Source organism: Methylocystis sp. (assembly GCF_046349115.1).
In the GTDB taxonomy this organism is placed as follows: Bacteria; Pseudomonadota; Alphaproteobacteria; order Rhizobiales; family Beijerinckiaceae; genus Methylocystis.
The window spans coordinates 220,367-239,013 of sequence record NZ_JAXMCX010000001.1 but is presented as its reverse complement, the minus strand read 5'-3'; the positions used below and the strand labels follow the sequence as shown (position 1 = coordinate 239,013).

At 64.0% G+C, this 18,647-nt stretch carries 17 protein-coding genes; 9 read left to right on the top strand and 8 right to left on the bottom strand.

The window, feature by feature from the left end; translation table 11 throughout:
* Window positions 1–166: 166 nt before the first annotated feature.
* Window positions 167–1,099, bottom strand: coding sequence for a glycine--tRNA ligase subunit alpha (locus U1E20_RS01110; RefSeq protein ID WP_409979620.1), 933 nt, complete (start codon window positions 1,097–1,099; stop codon window positions 167–169).
* A 507-nt stretch (window positions 1,100–1,606) separates the two neighbouring features.
* On the opposite strand from U1E20_RS01110, the gene U1E20_RS01105 reads away from it, so the two are divergent.
* Window positions 1,607–2,689 carry a DUF2778 domain-containing protein gene (locus U1E20_RS01105; RefSeq protein ID WP_409978739.1) on the top strand — a complete coding sequence of 361 codons (1,083 nt, stop codon included), beginning with the start codon at window positions 1,607–1,609 and terminating at the stop codon, window positions 2,687–2,689.
* A 159-nt stretch (window positions 2,690–2,848) separates the two neighbouring features.
* Window positions 2,849–4,399 carry a radical SAM protein gene (locus U1E20_RS01100; protein ID WP_409978738.1) on the top strand — a complete coding sequence of 517 codons (1,551 nt, stop codon included), beginning with the start codon at window positions 2,849–2,851 and terminating at the stop codon, window positions 4,397–4,399.
* Window positions 4,400–4,561: 162 nt separating this feature from the next.
* On the opposite strand, the gene U1E20_RS01095 is transcribed toward U1E20_RS01100, so the two are convergent.
* Window positions 4,562–5,239, bottom strand: coding sequence for a tRNA1(Val) (adenine(37)-N6)-methyltransferase (locus U1E20_RS01095; RefSeq protein WP_409978737.1), 678 nt, complete (start codon window positions 5,237–5,239; stop codon window positions 4,562–4,564).
* Between the two features lie 274 nt (window positions 5,240–5,513).
* Here U1E20_RS01095 and U1E20_RS01090 point away from each other — a divergent pair, with 274 nt between their 5' ends.
* A complete protein-coding gene (locus tag U1E20_RS01090; protein ID WP_409978736.1) occupies window positions 5,514–6,524 on the top strand; it encodes a polyprenyl synthetase family protein in 1,011 nt (336 codons plus the stop codon).
* A gap of 39 nt (window positions 6,525–6,563) precedes the next feature.
* Here U1E20_RS01090 and U1E20_RS01085 read toward each other — a convergent pair whose 3' ends face one another.
* Together U1E20_RS01085 and U1E20_RS01080 are read right to left on the bottom strand one after the other, a co-directional pair.
* On the bottom strand, window positions 6,564–6,893 hold the full coding sequence (locus tag U1E20_RS01085; protein ID WP_409978735.1) for a PsiF family protein: 330 nt from the start codon (window positions 6,891–6,893) through the stop codon (window positions 6,564–6,566).
* Window positions 6,894–7,056: 163 nt separating this feature from the next.
* Window positions 7,057–7,227 carry a hypothetical protein gene (locus U1E20_RS01080; protein ID WP_409978734.1) on the bottom strand — a complete coding sequence of 57 codons (171 nt, stop codon included), beginning with the start codon at window positions 7,225–7,227 and terminating at the stop codon, window positions 7,057–7,059.
* A 157-nt stretch (window positions 7,228–7,384) separates the two neighbouring features.
* On the opposite strand from U1E20_RS01080, the gene U1E20_RS01075 reads away from it, so the two are divergent.
* Together U1E20_RS01075 and U1E20_RS01070 are read left to right on the top strand one after the other, a co-directional pair.
* Window positions 7,385–9,538 (top strand): S9 family peptidase, encoded by a 2,154-nt coding sequence (locus U1E20_RS01075; RefSeq protein WP_409978733.1) that lies wholly within the window; start codon window positions 7,385–7,387, stop codon window positions 9,536–9,538.
* A 541-nt stretch (window positions 9,539–10,079) separates the two neighbouring features.
* The gene (locus U1E20_RS01070) at window positions 10,080–11,378 is read left to right on the top strand and encodes an O-acetylhomoserine aminocarboxypropyltransferase/cysteine synthase family protein (RefSeq protein WP_409979619.1); all 1,299 of its coding nucleotides are present in this window, start codon (window positions 10,080–10,082) and stop codon (window positions 11,376–11,378) included.
* A 44-nt stretch (window positions 11,379–11,422) separates the two neighbouring features.
* On the opposite strand, the gene U1E20_RS01065 is transcribed toward U1E20_RS01070, so the two are convergent.
* Genes U1E20_RS01065 through U1E20_RS01050 form a run of 4 tightly spaced genes read right to left on the bottom strand, consistent with a single transcriptional unit; the run spans window position 11,423 to window position 14,458 of the window.
* A complete protein-coding gene (locus U1E20_RS01065) occupies window positions 11,423–12,478 on the bottom strand; it encodes a polyhydroxybutyrate depolymerase (protein WP_409978732.1) in 1,056 nt (351 codons plus the stop codon).
* Window positions 12,479–12,535: 57 nt separating this feature from the next.
* Window positions 12,536–13,066 (bottom strand): bifunctional adenosylcobinamide kinase/adenosylcobinamide-phosphate guanylyltransferase, encoded by a 531-nt coding sequence (gene cobU / locus U1E20_RS01060; protein WP_409978731.1) that lies wholly within the window; start codon window positions 13,064–13,066, stop codon window positions 12,536–12,538.
* A complete protein-coding gene (locus U1E20_RS01055; protein ID WP_409978730.1) occupies window positions 13,063–13,353 on the bottom strand; it encodes a hypothetical protein in 291 nt (96 codons plus the stop codon). The genes cobU and U1E20_RS01055 overlap by 4 nt, the downstream gene beginning before the upstream one ends.
* Window positions 13,340–14,458: a cobalt-precorrin-5B (C(1))-methyltransferase gene (locus tag U1E20_RS01050; protein WP_409978729.1), complete on the bottom strand. Its 1,119-nt coding sequence runs from the start codon at window positions 14,456–14,458 to the stop codon at window positions 13,340–13,342. Before U1E20_RS01050 ends, U1E20_RS01055 begins: the two co-directional genes overlap by 14 nt.
* Window positions 14,459–14,549: 91 nt before the next feature.
* On the opposite strand from U1E20_RS01050, the gene U1E20_RS01045 reads away from it, so the two are divergent.
* The 4 genes from U1E20_RS01045 (at window position 14,550) to U1E20_RS01030 (ending at window position 18,570) form a co-directional block, all read left to right on the top strand.
* Window positions 14,550–15,107 carry a YbhB/YbcL family Raf kinase inhibitor-like protein gene (locus tag U1E20_RS01045; RefSeq protein WP_409978728.1) on the top strand — a complete coding sequence of 186 codons (558 nt, stop codon included), beginning with the start codon at window positions 14,550–14,552 and terminating at the stop codon, window positions 15,105–15,107.
* A gap of 127 nt (window positions 15,108–15,234) precedes the next feature.
* Window positions 15,235–16,191 (top strand): adenosylcobinamide-phosphate synthase CbiB, encoded by a 957-nt coding sequence (gene cbiB / locus U1E20_RS01040; RefSeq protein ID WP_409978727.1) that lies wholly within the window; start codon window positions 15,235–15,237, stop codon window positions 16,189–16,191.
* A 169-nt stretch (window positions 16,192–16,360) separates the two neighbouring features.
* The gene (locus tag U1E20_RS01035) at window positions 16,361–17,650 is read left to right on the top strand and encodes a polyhydroxyalkanoate depolymerase (protein WP_409978726.1); all 1,290 of its coding nucleotides are present in this window, start codon (window positions 16,361–16,363) and stop codon (window positions 17,648–17,650) included.
* Between the two features lie 80 nt (window positions 17,651–17,730).
* Window positions 17,731–18,570 (top strand): class I SAM-dependent methyltransferase, encoded by an 840-nt coding sequence (locus U1E20_RS01030; protein WP_409978725.1) that lies wholly within the window; start codon window positions 17,731–17,733, stop codon window positions 18,568–18,570.
* Window positions 18,571–18,647: the final 77 nt, after the last annotated feature.

The window sequence follows — 18,647 nt, the reverse complement described above, 5'->3', positions numbered from 1 at the left end:
GGCGCGCGACGCGCCGCTACTCGCCAACGGCGCAAGACGGTTGCCCGTCTCGCGCTTACTTATGCATGGCGATGATCTTGATAGATGTGCGCCAACGCGCATGACGAACGCAGTTACCTCTTAGGAGGTGGGCGCCGCCCGAAACTTTCGCAAGCGGCGCCGCGGATTACCCGTTGGCGCCGCCGCCGGCCGTGCGCAGCCAGGCCGCGCCGCAGGCTTTCGCCAGCTCTCGCACGCGTAAAATGTAGCTCTGGCGCTCGGTGACCGAGATCACCCCGCGCGCGTCGAGAAGATTGAAGGCGTGGCTCGCCTTGATGCATTGGTCATAGGCGGGCAGCGCCATGAGATGCATCTCGTCGCCGGAGCCGGCGCCGAATTCGAGCAGCCGCTGGCATTCCGATTCGGCGTCCTTGAAATCCTCGAACAGCTTGCCGGTGTCGGCGGCCTCAAAGTTGTGGCGCGAATATTCCTGCTCGGCCTGCAGGAAAACATCGGCGTAAGTGACTTTTTCGTCGCCGTCGCGGCCGTTGAAGTTCAGCTCCATGATGCTGTCGACGCCCTGCAGATAGCAGGCGAGACGCTCCAGCCCATAGGTGAGTTCGCCGGAGACCGGCGCGCATTCGAAGCCCGCGACCTGCTGGAAATAGGTGAATTGCGAGACTTCCATGCCGTCGCACCAGCATTCCCAGCCAAGCCCCCAGGCGCCGAGCGTCGGGCTTTCCCAATCATCCTCGACGAAGCGGATGTCATGGAGCTTCGGGTCAACGCCAATCGCGGAAAGCGAGGCGAGATAGAACTCCTGCAGATCGGGCGGCGAGGGTTTGAGGATCACCTGGAACTGGTAGTAGTGCTGCAGACGATTGGGGTTCTCGCCATAGCGCCCGTCCTTGGGCCGCCGGCAGGGCTGCGCATAGGCGGCGCGCCAGGGCTTCGGGCCAAGCGCCCGCAGCGTCGTCGCCGGATGAAAAGTCCCCGCCCCCATCTCCATGTCATAGGGCTGCAAAATGACGCAGCCCTGCGCCGCCCAGAAGTTTTGCAGGGTCAGAATGAGGCCCTGGAACGAGCGGATCGGGGAGAGGTGGGGGAGTTCGGGGAGCATCGCTGCCTGCACTCCCTCTCCCCGCTGGCGGGGAGAGGGTTGGGGTGAGGGGCCGGGGGTTTTGGCCGAAAGATTCGTCTCGAGAAACTCTCTGCTGCGATCAGCATTCATGTCAAAATCCCAAGCCCCTCACCCTTCCCTCTCCCCGCCAGCGGGGAGAGGGTTTGCGACCGACATCGTCTAGCGCTCGCCAGCCACCGCGATCAACCGGATTGATCTGCCGCGCGGCGTCAATTTTTGGCGGCGAAGCCGCGCAAACTTTGCGGCGCCGGCGCGGCGGGCTTCCCGAAAGCTGGCATTTTCAAAGCTTTAACTATTAGCGCTTACCGTCGACTCCGACAAGAATTCGCCCCAAAGCAGCCAAAGCAAGGCCGTTTAGTTCTGGTGAGAATATGTGCGGGCGTTCCGCGCAGTTCAGGCTTTCCCCGGACTTTGACGCACTCTCGCGCAAATGTCGGCGAAGTCGAGAACCAAGCGACGGAATATTGAGTTCGGAGGTAGGGGCGGATGATGCAAGGAATCGGTGCGCCATTCGATGTCACTTCTTTAGATCGGCGTATTTATTCTCGCAAAAGCTCGTCTCATCTGGCCATCGCCGGCGTCGCATTCGCCGCGAGCCTGTCGGCGGGCCTCTGGGCGCTCTCGCAGCGCACGACCCCGGCGACCGAGACCGCCGCCGCGCCCGCCGCGCAGAAATCCCGAGTTTCATATGCGGCGCCAAACCCTTACGGCGCTATCGTCGGCCTCGGCGGCCGGCCGCAGAGCCTCGCGCTGGCTGACACCACGATGCGCGGCGGGCTCGACGCCAGCGTCCAGCCGGCCGCGCATACGCCTTCCGCCGCTGTCCCCGAGGCGGCCGGCGACGCCGAGCAGCTTGCGTCGGCTGAAGACGCGCCGACGCCGCCGCGCCGCCCCGCCGAACTCTCCGTCGCCGGCCGCGGCCTCTATGAGGGCTCGCTGCGCCGCATGGCCCGCACCACCGTCGTGCCGGCCTCGCCTTCCGACGAGCGGTCGATCTTCGAGAAAGTCTTCGGCCTCGGCGACGCCGCCCAGGAAGCCCGGCAGGAGCAGCAGCAGCGGCCGCGCGGACAGGCGCTCGCCTATGCGTCGACCGAGACCGGCGGCACCCTCTCCGACCTGAAATCCGGCCTCCTCGGCGGCGCGGCCGGCGCAGCCGCCGGCGTCGCGGTCGGACCCGCGACGCGCTACGACCGCTTCACCGCCGTCTACGACATTTCCGCGCATACGGTTTACCTGCCGAACGGCACCAAGCTCGAGGCGCATTCCGGCCTGCGCGAACATCTCGACGATCCGCGCTTCGTCCATTTGCGGATGCGCGGCGCGACCCCGCCGCATGTCTATGATCTGTCGCCGCGCGAGGCGCTGTTCCACGGCGTCCAGGCGCTGCGTCTCACCCCGGTCGGCGGCGAAGGCGCGATTTTCGGCCGCGCCGGGCTGCTCGCCCACACTTATATGCTCGGACCGAACGGCGATTCGAACGGCTGCGTGTCGTTCCGCGACTATCAGGCCTTCCTGCGCGCCTATAAGAACGGCGAAATCCGCCGGCTGGCGGTCGTCGCCCATCTCTAAGCGTTTCATCTCATACGCAAAAGCGAAGAAGCGGCCGGCTCGGCCGCTTTTTTGTTTGCCGCGCTGGCCGGACCGCCTAGTTCGGAATGATCACAAGAATCTTGTCGTGCTGGCGCAGATCAATTAGCGTGCCAGAACGAAGCGCTTGAGGGGATTTTCATGACCGTTTCGATGTATCTCATCAATCCTGCCGGCGATTTTCCAACCTATTTCGGCGGCGAGGCGCTCGCCGCGTCGGGCGCGCCGGGCGGCGTGATGATGGCCGACCTCGCCACCGCGACGGTCGCCGCGCTCGCCCCCAAGGATTTCGAATTCGAACTCTGCGAAGAGCAGATCGAGCCGGTGAATTTCGACCATCCGGCCGACTGGATCGCGATCACCGGCAAGGTCAGCCAGCGCGGCCGGATGATCGCCATCGCCGACGAGTTCCGCCGCCGCGGCAAGAAGGTCATCATCGGCGGGCCTTACGCCAGCCTGTCGCCGGGACGGCTGCGCGATCATTGCGACGTGCTGGTGAGCGGCGAGATCGAGGAAATCGCCGGCGATCTCTTCTCCGATCTTCGCGCCCGCAAGCCCAAGGACAGCTATGTCGGCGACAAGCCGTCGCTCGCCTCCTCGCCGCTGCCGCGCTGGGACCTCTACCGCAACGACCGCGCCATTCTCGGCGCCGTGCAGACCTCGCGCGGCTGTCCGTTCGAATGCGAATTCTGCGACGTGATTCAATATCTCGGCCGCAAGCAGCGTCATAAGCCAATCGCCAATGTCATCGCCGAGATCGACGCGCTGTGGAACGCCGGCTATCGCACGGCATTTCTGGCCGACGACAATTTCACCGCCTATCGCGCCCATTGCAAGGAACTGCTCGCGGCGATGGCGCATTGGCGGCGCGATCGTCCGATGGAGTTCGTCACCCAGATTTCAATCGACGCGACGCGCGACGAGGAACTGCTCGACATGTGCGTCGCGGCGGGACTGACGCAGGTCTTCGTCGGGATCGAGACGCCGAATATCGAAAGCCTGCGCGAGACCGGCAAACGGCAGAATTTGAAGATCAGCCTCGTCGACGAAATCCAGAAGCTCGTCGATCACGGCATGTCGGTGATGGGCGGCATGATCGTCGGCTTCGACCACGACGGTCCGAACGTCTTCGCCCAGCAGTACGATTTCGCCATGGCGACGCCGATCCCGATCTTCAGCCTCGGCGCGCTGATGGCCTCCGAAGCGACGCCGCTCTTCGACCGCATTTCGCGTGAAGGAAGGCTGATCACCGGCGGCGTCGAGACCCAGGCGGTGCCGTGGAGCTCCAACATTCAATGCCAGACGATGAGCATGGAGGAGCTGCATGACGGCATGCAGAATCTCTGCAACGCGCTTTATTCGCCGGCCGCTTTCGGCGAGCGCATGCTGCATATGATCAAGACCTTCGGCCGCAACCGCAAGGGTCCGGCGCCGCAGCCCTTCGATCCCAAGACGCTGCGCGAAGTGGAGCAGCAGGCGATGCAGGTCGGCATGGACGTGCGCAAGATGGGCGAGGCGGAAGGCCGCATGTGGAACAAGGTCTGGGGCGCCGCGGTGCGCAAGCCCGAGACCATCACCATCGCCGCGCGCATCATGTTCCAATATGCGCAGGCGCGGCACATGTTCGACAAGGGCAATTACTGGGAGCCGCAGCTCGCGAGCCCGCCGGTCGCGCCGCAGCGCGCGGCGTAACATTCGTTCGCTCTCAGTCGCGCGCGTGTCATTCCCGACGCGCGAAGCGCGATCGGGAATCCAGAGCAAACCCAGCATTCCTGGATTGGCTCTGGATTCCCGGTCAGGCCTGCAGCCTGCCGGGAATGACAAGCCCCGCAGACAAATCGACCGGAATTCGAGTTAGACGACGATCGCCTTCACTATCGACAGCGGCGCTTTCGAGCCTTTGACGCCGCTAAGAAGAATGCGCGTCGCCGGCGCGTCGCTTCGCGTGTAAATCGGCGCGATCGAGACGCCGCCTAACCTGCGCTCGACCGCGGCAAGACATTCGGCGAGCGCGTCGGCGCGGTGGATCATCACGAAAGTTCCGCCCGGCGCGAGCAGCGCGAGACTTGCGCGCACCCATTCAGAAAGCGGCGCGCTGGCGATATGGGCGCGCGCCTTCGCCGCGTCGGGCGTCACCCGCACCTTGCGCGCGTCGTGAAACGGCGGATTGGTGAGAATGAGCGCGGCGCTTTCGTCGATGAGACCTGCGGCGCGGCGCGACTTCGCGGAAAGAACGTCCGCCGCGTAGACCATCGCGCGCGCGTCGAGATTGTTCGCCGCGACATTCTCGCGCGCGAGCGCGTAACTCCCGGGATCGATTTCCACAAGTCCAACGCTCGCGCCCGGCGCGCGCAGCGCCGCCATCAGTCCGACCGCGCCGGCGCCGGCGCCAATGTCGAGAATGAGCCCCTGCTGCTCTTCGGGCGTCGCCCCGGCGAGCAATACGGCGTCCGTGCCGGCGCGATGGCCGGCGGCGCTTTGACGCAGGCGCAGGCGCTGGTCGAGAAAGCCATCCAAACGCGCGTCGTTCATAGGAGCGGAAACCTCCCATGGCGCGGCGCCATGGGCAAGACCCCCTCCCCAGCCCTCCCCCGCTTCGCGGGAGAGGGAGCGTGACTCGGCGCTTCAACGAAGGCGACACATCTGTGCGACGTTGCTGCGCCCCTCCGCTCGTTAGCGTCCCCTCTCCCGCGAAGCGGGGGAGGGACGGGGAGGGGGCGATCGCGCTACGCCTGCGCCGCGACTTGCCGCCTCCATCCCAAAGCCGTAAGTTCGCGCGACAAAGCGCAAGGCTTAAGGGGGGTCCGTGGGTATCGTCATTCCGCTCGATGAGAAAAAGGACGCCGGCCTCGACAGTCTCCTCGAACTCATCAAGCCCGACCTCGAGCGCACCAATCAGCTGATCATTCAGCGCATGGGCTCCGACGTCACGACGATTCCCGAAGTCGCCAATCATCTCATTTCCGCCGGCGGCAAGCGGCTGCGGCCGATGCTGGTTCTCGCGACCGCCGGCATGTGCGGCTACAAGGGCGACGGACATCTGAAATTCGCCGCCGGCATCGAATTCATGCATACGGCGACGCTTCTCCATGACGACGTCGTCGACGAAAGCGACATGCGCCGCGGCAAGATCGCCGCGCGCATGCTGTGGGGCAATCAGACCTGCGTGCTGGTCGGCGATTTCCTGCTCGGCCACGCCTTCAAGATGATGGTCGAGCCCGGATTCATCGCGCCGCTCACCGTCGTCTCGCAAGCCGCCGCCGTGATCGCCGAAGGCGAGATCATGCAGCTCAACGCCGCGAAAGATACGACGACGACCGAGGACGCCTATATGGGCGTCATTCGCCGCAAGACGGCGGAGCTTTTCGCCGCCGCCGCAGAAGTCGGCGTGATGCTCGGCGGCAAGCCGAAAGCGGACGAAGCCGCGGCGCGCAGCTACGGCATGAATCTCGGCGTCGCCTTCCAGCTCATCGACGACGCGCTCGATTACGGCGGCTCGTCAGCCAAGCTCGGCAAGAATGTCGGCGACGACTTTAGAGAGGGCAAGATCACGCTGCCCGTGGTGCTCGCCTTTCGTCGCGGCAATGAGAAGGAACGCGAATTCTGGCGCCGCACGCTGGAGAAGGGCGAGATCAAGGACGGCGACGTCGAGACCGCCTGCGGCCTGATGAAGAAACACAAGGCGCTCGACGACACGATCGAGCGCGCGACTCATTACGGCGCCATCGCGCGCGACGCGATGGAGATTTTTCCGGCCTCGCCGTGGAAGAGCGCGCTGCTCGAAGTCGTCGACTTCTGCATCGATCGCGTTTATTGACGCGCCGCCGGCCGCGGCAATACGGCCGGCGCAGCCTCGTCAGCCCTTAAGACAACCCGTCTTGAACTGCTTGCGCTCCTTGCCGTGCAGCCCTTTGGCGTCGGCTTGCGCGCGGCAGTCCTTTTCTCGCTCTGCATGAGTCTTCGGCGCCAGGGCGGCGGGGGCCGGCTGCGCCGCGGCGGCGGGCGCTTCGGCCTTCGGCGCAGGCGCATCTGCCGGCGCCGCCTTCGGCGCGATCTCGGCGGGCGGCGCCCAGGTCGTCGGCGCGTTTCCGGCGGGCACCGGAGTCTTTGGCTCCGCAAGCGCGACGCCGAAAGAAAGGCTGGCGCAAAAAACGCCGGCGGCGATGCATTTAACGCTCGTGAACATTTACGCTTCTTCTGTGTTGGGAGGCGCGCCGCAGCGCCGCATGTTGAACCATCGCGGCGCGACTCACCTCGCGCGAGCGCGCATCCGCGGTCGGCCGCCCCTCAAACTTAACTGATTTATGACAGCCTGTCTTTGACGCAGCGCAGCAGCGCCGAAAATATGGCTAACGTCGCCACCAGACATAGACGGCGACGCCGGCGACGAAGCTCGAATAGACAATTTTCCAGGCCAGCCGGCGCGGCGCCGACGCGCGGCGCAAAGTACCGTCGCTGCGTCGGTCGATCTTTCGCTCGCCGACGGAAACCGGATTGAGCGCCGCGTGAGAGTAACGCATGAAATCGCTCCTTTAGCCGAAAGTGAACAGTTCGTTTAAGGCAAGGCTAAGGCACGAAGGATTGATAAATTGCTTCGATTTCTCTCGGTCCGAGATTTCTCTATGCTGCGCCGCAAGCGAAGATAAGAGCCTGCATCGAGCGGCTGCGGAGGAGTGCATGGGGCGCGATAAAGCGTTGGACTGGCGGTTCGCTCTCGAAGGCGCGGCGCCGCCTGTCGCGGCGCGACGCGATACGCGCAGAGTCATCCATGGCCGCGCGCTCGATGATTCTTACGACTGGATCGCCGCGAAAAACTGGCGTGAGGTGTTGCGCGATCCTGACGCCCTTCCCGTCGACATCGCCAAGCTCATCGAAGCGGAAAACGCCTATTGCGAACGCGTGATGGCGCCGCTCAAAAATTTGCGCAAGACGCTCGTCGGCGAAATGCGCGGACGCATCAAGGAAGACGACAGCGACGTACCCGATCCCGACGGCCCTTACGCCTATTACGAGCGCTTCCACTTGGGCGCCGAACATCCGCGCTACTGCCGTATGCCGCGTGAGGGCGGCACGGAAACAGTGCTGCTCGACGGCGACGCGCTCGCCAAAGGCCATGAATTCTTCGACATCGGCGACGCGGCGCATGCGCCAGATCATGCGCAGCTCGCCTGGAGCGTCGACGACGCCGGCTCCGAACTCTATGAGATACGCACGCGGGCGCTGAGCGACGGCGTCGACCGCGACGATGTGGTGGGCGACAGCGACGGCGCGATCGTCTGGCGCGCTGATTCGAAAGCCTATTATTATGTTCTGATCGACGAGAACCATCGTACCTCGCAGATCTTTCGGCATGAGGTCGGAACCGATCCCGCCCACGACGCGCTGATCCTCGAGGAAACCGACAGCGCCTGGTTCGTCGGCCTGCATGAAAGCCGTTGCCGGCGCTTCGCCGTCGTGTCGATCCACGGACATGACGCGTCGGAATGCTGGCTCATCGACCTTCGCGAGAACAATCCGACGCCACGCATCGTCACGCCGCGCGAACCGCGCCTGCGCTACGACGTCGAACCGCATGGCGACCTTATCTACATTCGCAACAATGCCGACGGCGCCGATGATTTCCGCATTTCGGTGGCGCCGCTCGCGGAGCCCGGCCGCGAGAACTGGAAAGACGTGGTCGCCCATCGCGACGGCGTGATGATCGACTTCTTCACCCTCTATGCGCGTCACCTCGTCTGGCTGCTTCGCGAGAACTCCCTGCCGAAGCTCGTGGTCCACGCGCTTTCGACCGGCGAGGAACATGCGATTCATTTCGAAGAGGAAGCCTATGCGCTGTCGATCGATCCGGGGCTGGAACTCGACACCGACATTTTGCGCTTCGTCTATTCGTCGATGACGACGCCCGACGAGACCTATGACTACGACATGACGACGCGCGCGCGCGTTCTGCGCAAGCGCCAGGAGATTCCTTCAGGACATGATCCAAGGAATTATGTGACGCGGCGGATTTTCGCGACGGCGCGCGACGGCGAGAGCGTGCCGATCACGCTTTTGCATCGCGCCGACTTCGCGCCCGGCGGCGAAGGCGCGCCGCTACTGCTTTATGGCTATGGCGCCTATGGCTATGCGCTCTCGGCAGGCTTCAACGAAGACATCCTGTCGCTCGTCGAACGCGGCTTCGTCTATGCCCGCGCCCATATTCGCGGCGGAACCGACAAGGGCTGGCGCTGGTACGAGAACGGCAAGCTCGCGAATAAGCAAAACAGCTTCTTCGACTTCATCGATTGCGCGCGCCATCTCGTCTCGGCCGGCTATACGCATGAAGGCGCCATTGTCGCGCAGGGCGGTTCGGCGGGCGGGCTGCTGATGGGCGCTGTCGCCAATGCGGCGCCGGAACTCTTCGCCGGCGTCGTCGCCAGCGTGCCTTTCGTCGATACGCTTAACACGATGCTGCGCGACGATCTTCCGCTGACGCCGCCAGAATGGCTGGAATGGGGAAACCCGATCGCCAGCGTCGACGCCTATGATCGCATCGCGTCCTATTCGCCTTACGACAATGTGCGCGCGCAAAACTATCCGCCGATTCTCGCCGTCGCCGGCGTCACCGATCCGCGCGTCACCTATTGGGAGCCGCTGAAATGGGTCGCGAAACTACGCGCGACGATGAGCGGCGGCGGACCGGTGCTGCTCTTCACGCATATGGGCGCCGGCCACGCGGGCGCCTCAGGCCGTTTCGAGGCGCTGGAAGACGCCGCGCTCGAATACGCTTTTGCGCTCGCCTGCGTCGCGCCGCTTCTCAAAGACGCAGCGGATTTGCCGCCAAAATGCTGAGTCTCTCGCCGACGCCGCATTGATCGGAATTCGCCGGCGCGGACCAAGCCTGTCGCGCCGGCGAGACACTTCGCTTCCCAGACGGGAAATGCGGCGTGGAAACTTACTTTGACGGATGCGCCCACTCGGAATCGGGAGGGATGGCCGGTTTGCTCTCGGCGGCGGCTGGCGCCGGGCTTGGTTCCGCAGGCGCGGCTGGCGCGGCCATTGGTGCGGGCGCCGCGCTCGGCGCGGCAGCGGCGTCGCTCGGATCTTCGGCGCGAACTGGCGCGGCGAAAATTGCGCCCACAGCGATTGCGCCGGTCAACATCAGTGTCTTCTTCATGCGGCGATTCCCCCTTTGGAGTGTGGCCCGAGTCGCGGGGTTGCGCTCAATCTTGGCCGAGGCGGATTATAGTCGTCAAACGATATAACTCAAGAAATAGCGCCAGGCGTGAATCGCTTCGACGCAGGCCGCGAACAGGTCCGTCTTGTCGCGCGCGATGTAGCGCGCGCGTCGACTTTGATTTATTGAGCTTATGCTCACGCCAGGAGGTGGATGATGGCCGTCGACAGCACACATGCTGAAACAATCGCGCTCCACGCCGGATGGCGCGCGGACGAAACCAACGGCGCCGTCGCCGTACCGATCTATCAGACGACCTCCTATCAATTCCGAGACACCGAGCACGCCGCGAGTCTCTTCGCGCTGAAGGAGCTCGGCCATATCTATACGCGCATCGGCAATCCGACGACGGGCGTCTTGGAGGCGCGACTGGCCGCGCTGGAAGGCGGCGTCGCGGCTCTGGCGCTTTCTTCGGGACAGGCGGCGTCGGCTTTGGCGATTCAAAATCTCGCGCGCGTCGGCGACAATATCGTCTCATCCACCGATCTTTACGGCGGCACCTGGAATCTTTTCGCCAATACGCTAAAGGATCAGGGCCTCGATGTGCGCTTCGTCGATCCGTCCGATCCTGAAAATTTCCGCCGCGCCACCGACGAACGCACGCGCGCCTATTACGCCGAGACTCTGCCCAATCCCAAGCTCGCCGTATTTCCGATCGCGGAAGTGGCGGCGATCGGCCGCGAAATTGGCGTGCCGCTGATCATGGACAATACCGCGGCGCCGATTCTCTGCCGGCCGATCGATCATGGCGCGGCGATCGTCGTTTATTCGACGACGAAATATCTCGGCGGCCATGGCAATTCGATCGGCGGCGCGATCGTCGACGCCGGCAATTTCGACTGGGAGAAATTTGCGCAGCGTCAGCCGGCGCTCAATACGCCCGATCCGAGCTATCACGGCGCGATCTGGGTCGAGGCGGTCAAGCCGATCGGGCCGGTCGCCTATATCATCAAGGCGCGCGCGACACTGCTGCGCGATCTCGGCCCCGCGCCCTCGCCGTTCAACGCTTTTCTGACGCTGCAGGGCGTCGAGACGGTGACTCTGCGCATGGAGCGCCATGTGCAGAACACGCAGAAGGTCGTCGACTTCCTAAGTAAGCACAACGAAGTGACGCGAGTCATTCATCCTTCGCAACAGACGGGTGAGACGCGCCGGCGCGCCGACGCCTATCTGAAAGGCGGCTATGGCGCGCTGCTCGGCTTCGAGCTGAAGGGCGGCTTAGAGGCCGGCCGCCGCTTCATCGACGCGCTGGAAATGTTCTATCACGTCGCCAATATCGGCGACGCCCGCAGCCTCGCCATCCATCCCGCGACGACGACCCATTCGCAGCTTTCCGAAGAGGCGCAGCTCGCCTCCGGCGTCACGCCGGGCTATGTGCGCCTCGCGATCGGCATCGAACATATCGACGACATCATCGCCGATTTGGAGAAGGGGCTGAAAGCGGCGGGCGGTTAGCGCGCGCGCTTCTGCCAAAAAACGGGAGAAGGAACGCGCCCAACTCAAGGCTTCGTCGCGAGCCTGTCGACCATCGCGCGGATCGCGGCGATCTGCGGCCCTTTCTTGGTCGGGTAGTCGGCGCTGTCATAGCCCCACCAGTCCCAGCAGGCGTTGGGGTTCCACACGAAGTTTAGCGTGTAGAACGGAAAGCCCCAGCCCAGGCGGCTGATGGTTTGCGGATAGACGACGATGATGTGGTTGGTTTCCGCCCAGCGATTATATCCGGCATGCTTATAGAAGGCGTCGCCGATTTCGGCGGCCTGCTGTTTGCAGCCATGCAGCGCGACATGCACGCGGCATGGCTCCATGGCGCAGACATGCGGAATATAGGCGTAGCCGACATCGCTCATGCTGTGCACATAGGCATTGCCGTCGGGCAGAAATTCCTTCTGGTCGAATTCGACATATTTTCCGGCGTTCTGCGCGCTCGCTGGATTGAGCGGGCCGTATATCTGTTCGAGCAGCGCTTTCGCCGAGTCGAAATCGCAGTCGACGATGTAGGGAGACTTGGTCGCGCCGCAGTTCCTGTCGCCATAGTCTTCCGTCACCAGCGCGTGTCCGGCGCCGATGTCGTTGCGATAGACGATGCCGTCCGGCGGCACATAATAGGCGTAGTAATCGCGCGCCGCATCCATCACGACGGGAAACACCGTCTCATCCTTGCGGCCGGAAAAGAGCCACACGCGCGCGCCGTTCAAATTGGCGACGTCGTCGATATCGCCGGCGCGCGCGAGCGCATCGGTGAGGTCCTTGAGATGCGCCGGATCAGGGACGGGATGCGTCGCGTCGGGGTGCATGCAATTGCTCGTCGCGCGGGGCAGGCTTCGCTCCGCGCAATCATAGGGAACCCCGGCGATGATTCCGGCGCCTTTGACGACGCCCGAATGCGCGACATGGAACTGCAAGGCCATCGCCGCGCCAGACGAAAGCCCAGACACTGACGTCTGAGAAAGATTTGCCCCATAGGGCGCGAGGCGCTCGGCGCCCGACGCAGGATCGGCGGTCACGCCTGCAAACAGGGCGACGGCGAAGACGAGGGCGCTTACGACATGGGACATGAACTTCTCCTTTAAAATAATTGCTGACGATATGCCGGCGCAGGAAACGCCCGCGGATCAGATGACCGGCAGGTCCTTCACGATCAGCGGATTGCCCGCGACGACGAGCGCAACCTTGCCCGCAATCCGCGATACGGCTTGATGCAATTCCCCTGCCGCATCGCGAAACGAACGCGCCAGCGCATTGTCTGGCACAATAGACAACCCAACTTCGGACGAGACTGTGACAGTCGGCGCCGCGCGGCGCGACAAGACGTGAATCAGCGCCGCGCGATCGGAGGAAAGATCGGCGCCGGCGAGCAGCCTATTGCTCAGCCATAGCGTGAGGCAGTCGATGAGCAGCGGGCGATCGGAGGGGGCTTCGGCGATCGCTTCGACGAGCATCTGCGCCGCTTCGATCGTGCGCCAGTTCTCGCCGCGCCTTTGACGATGCGTCTCGACTCGCGCGCGCATTTCGTCGTCGAGAATCTCGGCGGTCGCGATATAGATCCAAGGAGCCGGATACGCGGCGATCAGGCGCTCCGCATAAGCGCTTTTGCCTGAACGCGCGCCGCCGAGCACGAGCGTGAGATGCGGATTTTCGCTCATGACGAACGAATTCCAGTTGATCCGTTCGCTGGACCTGTCATTCCCGGCAGGCCAAAGGCCTGACCGGGAATCCAGCGCCGATCCAGGAGCGCTGGTTTTGCTCTGGATTCCCGATCGCGCTTCGCGCGTCGGGAATGACATGCGAGCTGTTCGGGCAAAAACAGGATCGATCGTCCGTCCATCACTGCGAGCAGCGCGAGCGACAAATCAATCCAGCTATCGCTCAAGCGCTCTGAATTGCTTCGCTTCGTTCGCAATGACGCGCGAGAGTTTTCAATCGCGGTCATGAATTGCCTTTCTAAACGGCGCACGGGCGAGCGGAACGCCGTCGCGATCGAAGATGATGATTTCCAATTCGCTCTCCGTCGCATCGAGCGCCCGCGCCGCGGTTCGCCAGGCGGCGCGCGCGATCGGCGCCGCGAGATCGATTCCCGCGCCCTGCGCGATCTGCAACGCTTCGAGCGCGCTATTGGCGTTGGCGATGAGCGCCGCGATTTCCAGACCGGCGCCGACCTCTCTCGCGGTTTGGGCCAGATGCGCAAAATCGACGCTGGAGCGTCCCGAGTGAAGATCGAGCCGCCCTTGGGCGAGCTTTGTCATCTTGGCGAAGCCGCCGCCTATCGTCACGCGCGCGACCGGATGCTTATGAAGATATTTCAAAAGTCCGCCGACGAAATCGCCCATTTCGATGAGCGCGGTCTCCGGCAGATCATAAAGCAGTTTCACCGCGGCTTCGGAGGTCGAGCCGGTCGTCCCGGCGATATGACTCAGGTCGCTGGCGCGCGCCACGTCGACGCCGCGATGAATGCTGTCGATCCAGGCGGCGCAGGAAAAGGGCGTGACGATTCCCGTCGTGCCGAGAATCGAAAGACCGCCGACGATTCCAAGCCGCCCGTTGAGCGTGTGTCTGGCGAGTTCCTCGCCGCCCGGAATCGAGATTTCGATATCGGCGTCGGGTGCAACGCCGAGCCTGGCGCTCGCCTCGATGATCGTCTCAGTCATCATCTTGCGCGGCACCGGATTGATCGCCGGCTCTCCCACCGGCAGAGGCAGGCCGGGTCGCGTCACCGTGCCGACGCCGGCGCCCGCGGAGAAACGCACGCCGGCGCCCGGCGCGCCGCGCCTTACCCTTGCGCATATCAGCGCGCCATGCGTCACGTCGGGATCGTCGCCGGCGTCCTTGACCACGCCGGCGCGGGCGAAATCCTTGCCGCGTTCGAATGTCGCCAGCGCAAAGGCGACGCGCCTTCCCGACGGCAGCGCGATCTCGACCGGGTCAGGCGGCGGCGCGCCTGTCACCAGCGCCTCGAAGGCGGCGCGGGACGCCGCGGTCGCGCAGGCGCCCGTCGTCCAGCCGCGGCGCAATGGACCCCCGCTTCCCGCATCGCTCATCCGCCCTCTTTACCGCGAAGCGCGGACGCGCGACACCGGCGCGCCAATCCGTTACAAGATGCGGCGTTTTCAGATCAGGGAGCACGCTAACATGTGGCGCAGCGTATCATCCTTCCTCGGCCTTATCGCGCTGGCCGCCGCCGATTCGAGCGGCGCCCAGGCGTTTGAACTTGCGAGCCCCGACATCGCCGAAGGCAAGACCATCGACATGAAACATGTCTATGATTCCTTCGGCTGCACCGGCGGGAACCTCTCGCCCGAGCTGAGCTGGAGCGACCCGCCGCCTGGCACGAAAAGCTTCGCCGTCGCCGCGCATGATCCCGATGCGCCGACCGGCGGCGCCGGCTTCTGGCACTGGCTCGTCGTCGACATTCCCGCCGACGTTCGCGGCTTGAAGCGCGGCGCCGGCGACGCCTCCGGCAAGAATCTTCCGCCCGGCGCGCATCAGCTTGAGACCGACTTCGGCGACAAGGCCTATGGCGGCCCCTGCCCGCCGCCGGGCAAGCCGCACCGCTATGTTTTCACGGTCTATGCGCTCAAGATCGACAAGCTTGGCGACGCCGCCCATGGCCGCACCGCCATCGCCGGCTTCACCATCAATCAGAACGCGATCGCCAAGGCGTCGATCACCGCGCTCTTCGGGCGGTGAGGCGCCTTCGTCATTGCGAGGAGCGTAGCGACGAAGCAATCCAGTCGCCGGTTTGCGGCCCTGGATTGCTTCGCCTTCGGCTTGCAATGACGGCGACGGCCGCTGCTCGGCCTGGCGTCCAAATCAAATGAACTTCACGCTCGCGCTGCTGGCGCTCGCCATCGAGGCGGGCGTCGGCTATCCGGACGCGCTGTTTCGCAAGATCGGCCATCCGTCGACCTGGCTCGGCGCGCTGATCGACGCGCTCGATCGTCGCCTGAATTGCGAAGACGAGTCCTTCGCGCTTCGGCGATCGAAAGGCGTTATCGCGCTCGCCGCGCTTCTGGCGATCGCTATCGGAGCCGGCACCTTGATCGAACGCGCGGCGCTTGCGCTCCCCTTCGGATGGATCGCGCTCGCGGCGGTCTCATCGACCCTGCTGGCGCAGCGCAGCCTTGACGCCCATGTCGCCGCGGTCGCCGAGGGGCTGACGGCGTCTCTCGAAGACGGACGGGCGGCGGTGGCGAAAATCGTCGGCCGCGACGTGTCGGCGCTCGGCGCGGCCGGGGTCGCCCGCGCGGCGATCGAGAGCCTCGCCGAGAATTTTTCCGACGGCGTCGTCGCGCCGGCGCTCTGGCTCGCCGTCTTCGGCCTGCCTGGCGCGCTCGCCTATAAGGCGGTCAACACCGCCGACAGCATGATCGGCCACAAATCGTCCCGCTATCTCGCCTTCGGCTGGGCCGCGGCGCGCTGCGACGATCTGATGAATTACATCCCCTCGCGCGCGGCGGCCGGCCTGCTGGCGGCGGGGGCGTTCCTGCTGAAGGGCGCCTCGCCGGCGCAGGCGCTGGCGGCCGCCCGGCGCGACGCGCCCAAGCATGTCTCCCCCAACGCCGGCTGGCCCGAAGCCGCGGCGGCCGGCGCGCTCGGGCTTGAACTTGGCGGTCCACGCGCCTATGGCGAACGTCGGGTGATCCAGGGCGCGATTCTCGGGCATGGGCGGCGAGAAGCCACAGCCGCCGATATTCGTCGCGCGCTCGCGCTCTACCGAAGAGCCGCCGCCTTTCTCTGGTTTATGCTTGCAATCGGGGTCTTGACGGCGTGATTATCACAGAAGTGTGAATTTTTTGCCGGTTTGTGCGTCTGCTCTACTCGTCAGATTTGCAATTTCCACCATTTTGAATTTGTTATAGGATGATTTGTGCAGTGCAACATAAAACCCGCGGCGCGGCGGCTGCGAGGGAGGTGGCGGGAGAAGCGTGACGATGGATCGAATGTCCTACCAGCTGTACGAAATGATGCACCTGGCCTTTGCGCCGGCGCGGGCGGCGACTGACGCCATGTTGCATGCGATGAAGAACCCGCTCAATCCGATGCATCACACGTCGTTCGGCCGCAGCATCGCCGCCTCCGCGGAGCTCTTCGAGCGGATGACGCGCCGCTATGGCAAGCCGCTGTTCGGCTTGGATACGACCATCGTCGATGGAACCGAGGTCGAGATCGTCGAGGAAATTGTCTGGAGTCGTCCGTTTTGCGGACTGCTGCATTTCGATCGGCAGTTTCCGGGTCCCGCGCCGAGGCAGTCGAAACTGCTGATCATCGCGCCGATGTCGGGTCATTACGCCACGCTGTTGCGCGGCACGGTCGAAGCCTTCCTGCCCACCCATGACGTCTACATCACCGACTGGAGCGACGCGCGCCAGGTGGCGCTCGCCGACGGCGCTTTCGATCTCGACGATTACATCGACTGCCTTTGCGACATCATGCGCTTCCTCGCGCCGGGCGCGACGGACACGCCTCTGCATACGCTCGGAGTCTGTCAGGCTTCGGTGCCGCTGATCTGCGCGGTCGCCGCGATGGAGGCTGAAGACGATCCCGACGTTCCGGAATCCATGGTGCTGATCGGCGGCCCCATCGACACGCGCGTCAATCCGACCGCCGTCAACAAGCTCGCGCAGCAGCGCGGCATCGACTGGTTCCGCGCCCATTGCATTCATACCGTGCCTTTCCCTCACGCTGGCATGGGACGCCACGTCTATCCGGGCTTCCTGCAGCTTTCCGGCTTCATGTCGATGAATTTCGAGCGGCACATCTCGGCGCATCTCGAAATGTTCAATCATCTCGTCGAGGGCGACGGCGACTCCGCCGAAAAGCACCGGGATTTTTATGACGAATATCTCGCGGTAATGGATTTGACGGCGGAGTTCTATCTGCAGACCGTCGACCGCGTCTTCGTCCGTCACCAGGTGCCGCTCGGCCTGTTCCGTCATCGCGGCAATCTGATTGATCTTCACGCCATTCGGCGTACGGCGCTGTTCGCCGTCGAGGGCGAAAAGGACGACATCTCGGGCGTTGGCCAGACCGAAGCCGCGCTGGAGCTTTGCGCCAATATCCCTGCGGCGCGTAAAAGCCATCATGTGCAGAAGGGCGTAGGCCATTATGGCGTGTTCAACGGCTCGCGATTCCGCGCCGAGGTCGCGCCGCGCATCTGCGAATTCGCCTCGGAGATGGAGCGCCTCGGCCGCCCGGCGTCGCAGCCTCGCCTTGCATGGAGCGCGGAATAAAGGCAAACTCCGCGCCGTCGCCGAGATAAAGAGCGGGCGCTTTCGCGCGCCTGCCGCATCAATCATCCAGGGAACATTCGATGGACGTGCAGGACGCAGCTTCGCTTGAGACGCTGCAAAAAGAAATTGACGCAATTCATTGGTATCATGAATTCGATTTCGGCGACGGTCTGCGCGCCGTCAGCGTCTCGCAGGCAGAGGATCACCGCCGCATCTGGCGCTTCATCGAGAGCGAACTCGACAAGATCGATTTTGCCGGAAAGACCGTGCTCGAAGTCGGGTGCTGGGACGGGTATTGGAGTTTTTACGCCGAGCGACGCGGCGCCAAACGCGTGCTCGCCACCGACGACGTGAGCCAGAATTGGGCGAGCGGCGCGGGCCTGCGCCTCGCCAAGCAGCTCTTGAAATCCAATGTCGAGATCAATCAGAGCGTTTCGATCTACGAAGCCTCGAAGCTCAACGAGACTTTCGACATCATTCTCTGTCTCGGCGTCTATTATCATCTCGTCGATCCCTTCGCGGGCTTCGCCGAGGTGCGCCATCTCATGCACGAAGGTTCGATCGCCGTCTTCGAAGGCGACGCCACCCTCGAATTGCGGCCCGACACCTATTATTGGGACATGTCGGATTCCTCGAAATCCTGCTTCGTGCCGACACAATGGGGCCTCAACCATATGCTGAAGACGGCCTATATGGATGTCGTCGCGCAGAGCTGGATGCGTCCGCCGCCGTCGTTCAAACTCAATATCGATCCGGCGCATCTTATCGGCTTCACCGGCGCGCAGGACCCTTCCGGCTTCGCGCCCTTGAAACATCGCGAGCGCATTCTCACCGTGGTGAAGCCCTTCAGCGGCGAAAATCCGCTGCATCCCTACAAGCCGCCGTTCAACCTCGCGACATTCGACACGCGCTGGAAATAGTACGGCTATCGAGGCGCTTGGACCTTGTCATTCCCGGCAGGCCAAAGGCTGACCGGGTATCCAAAGCAGATCCAACA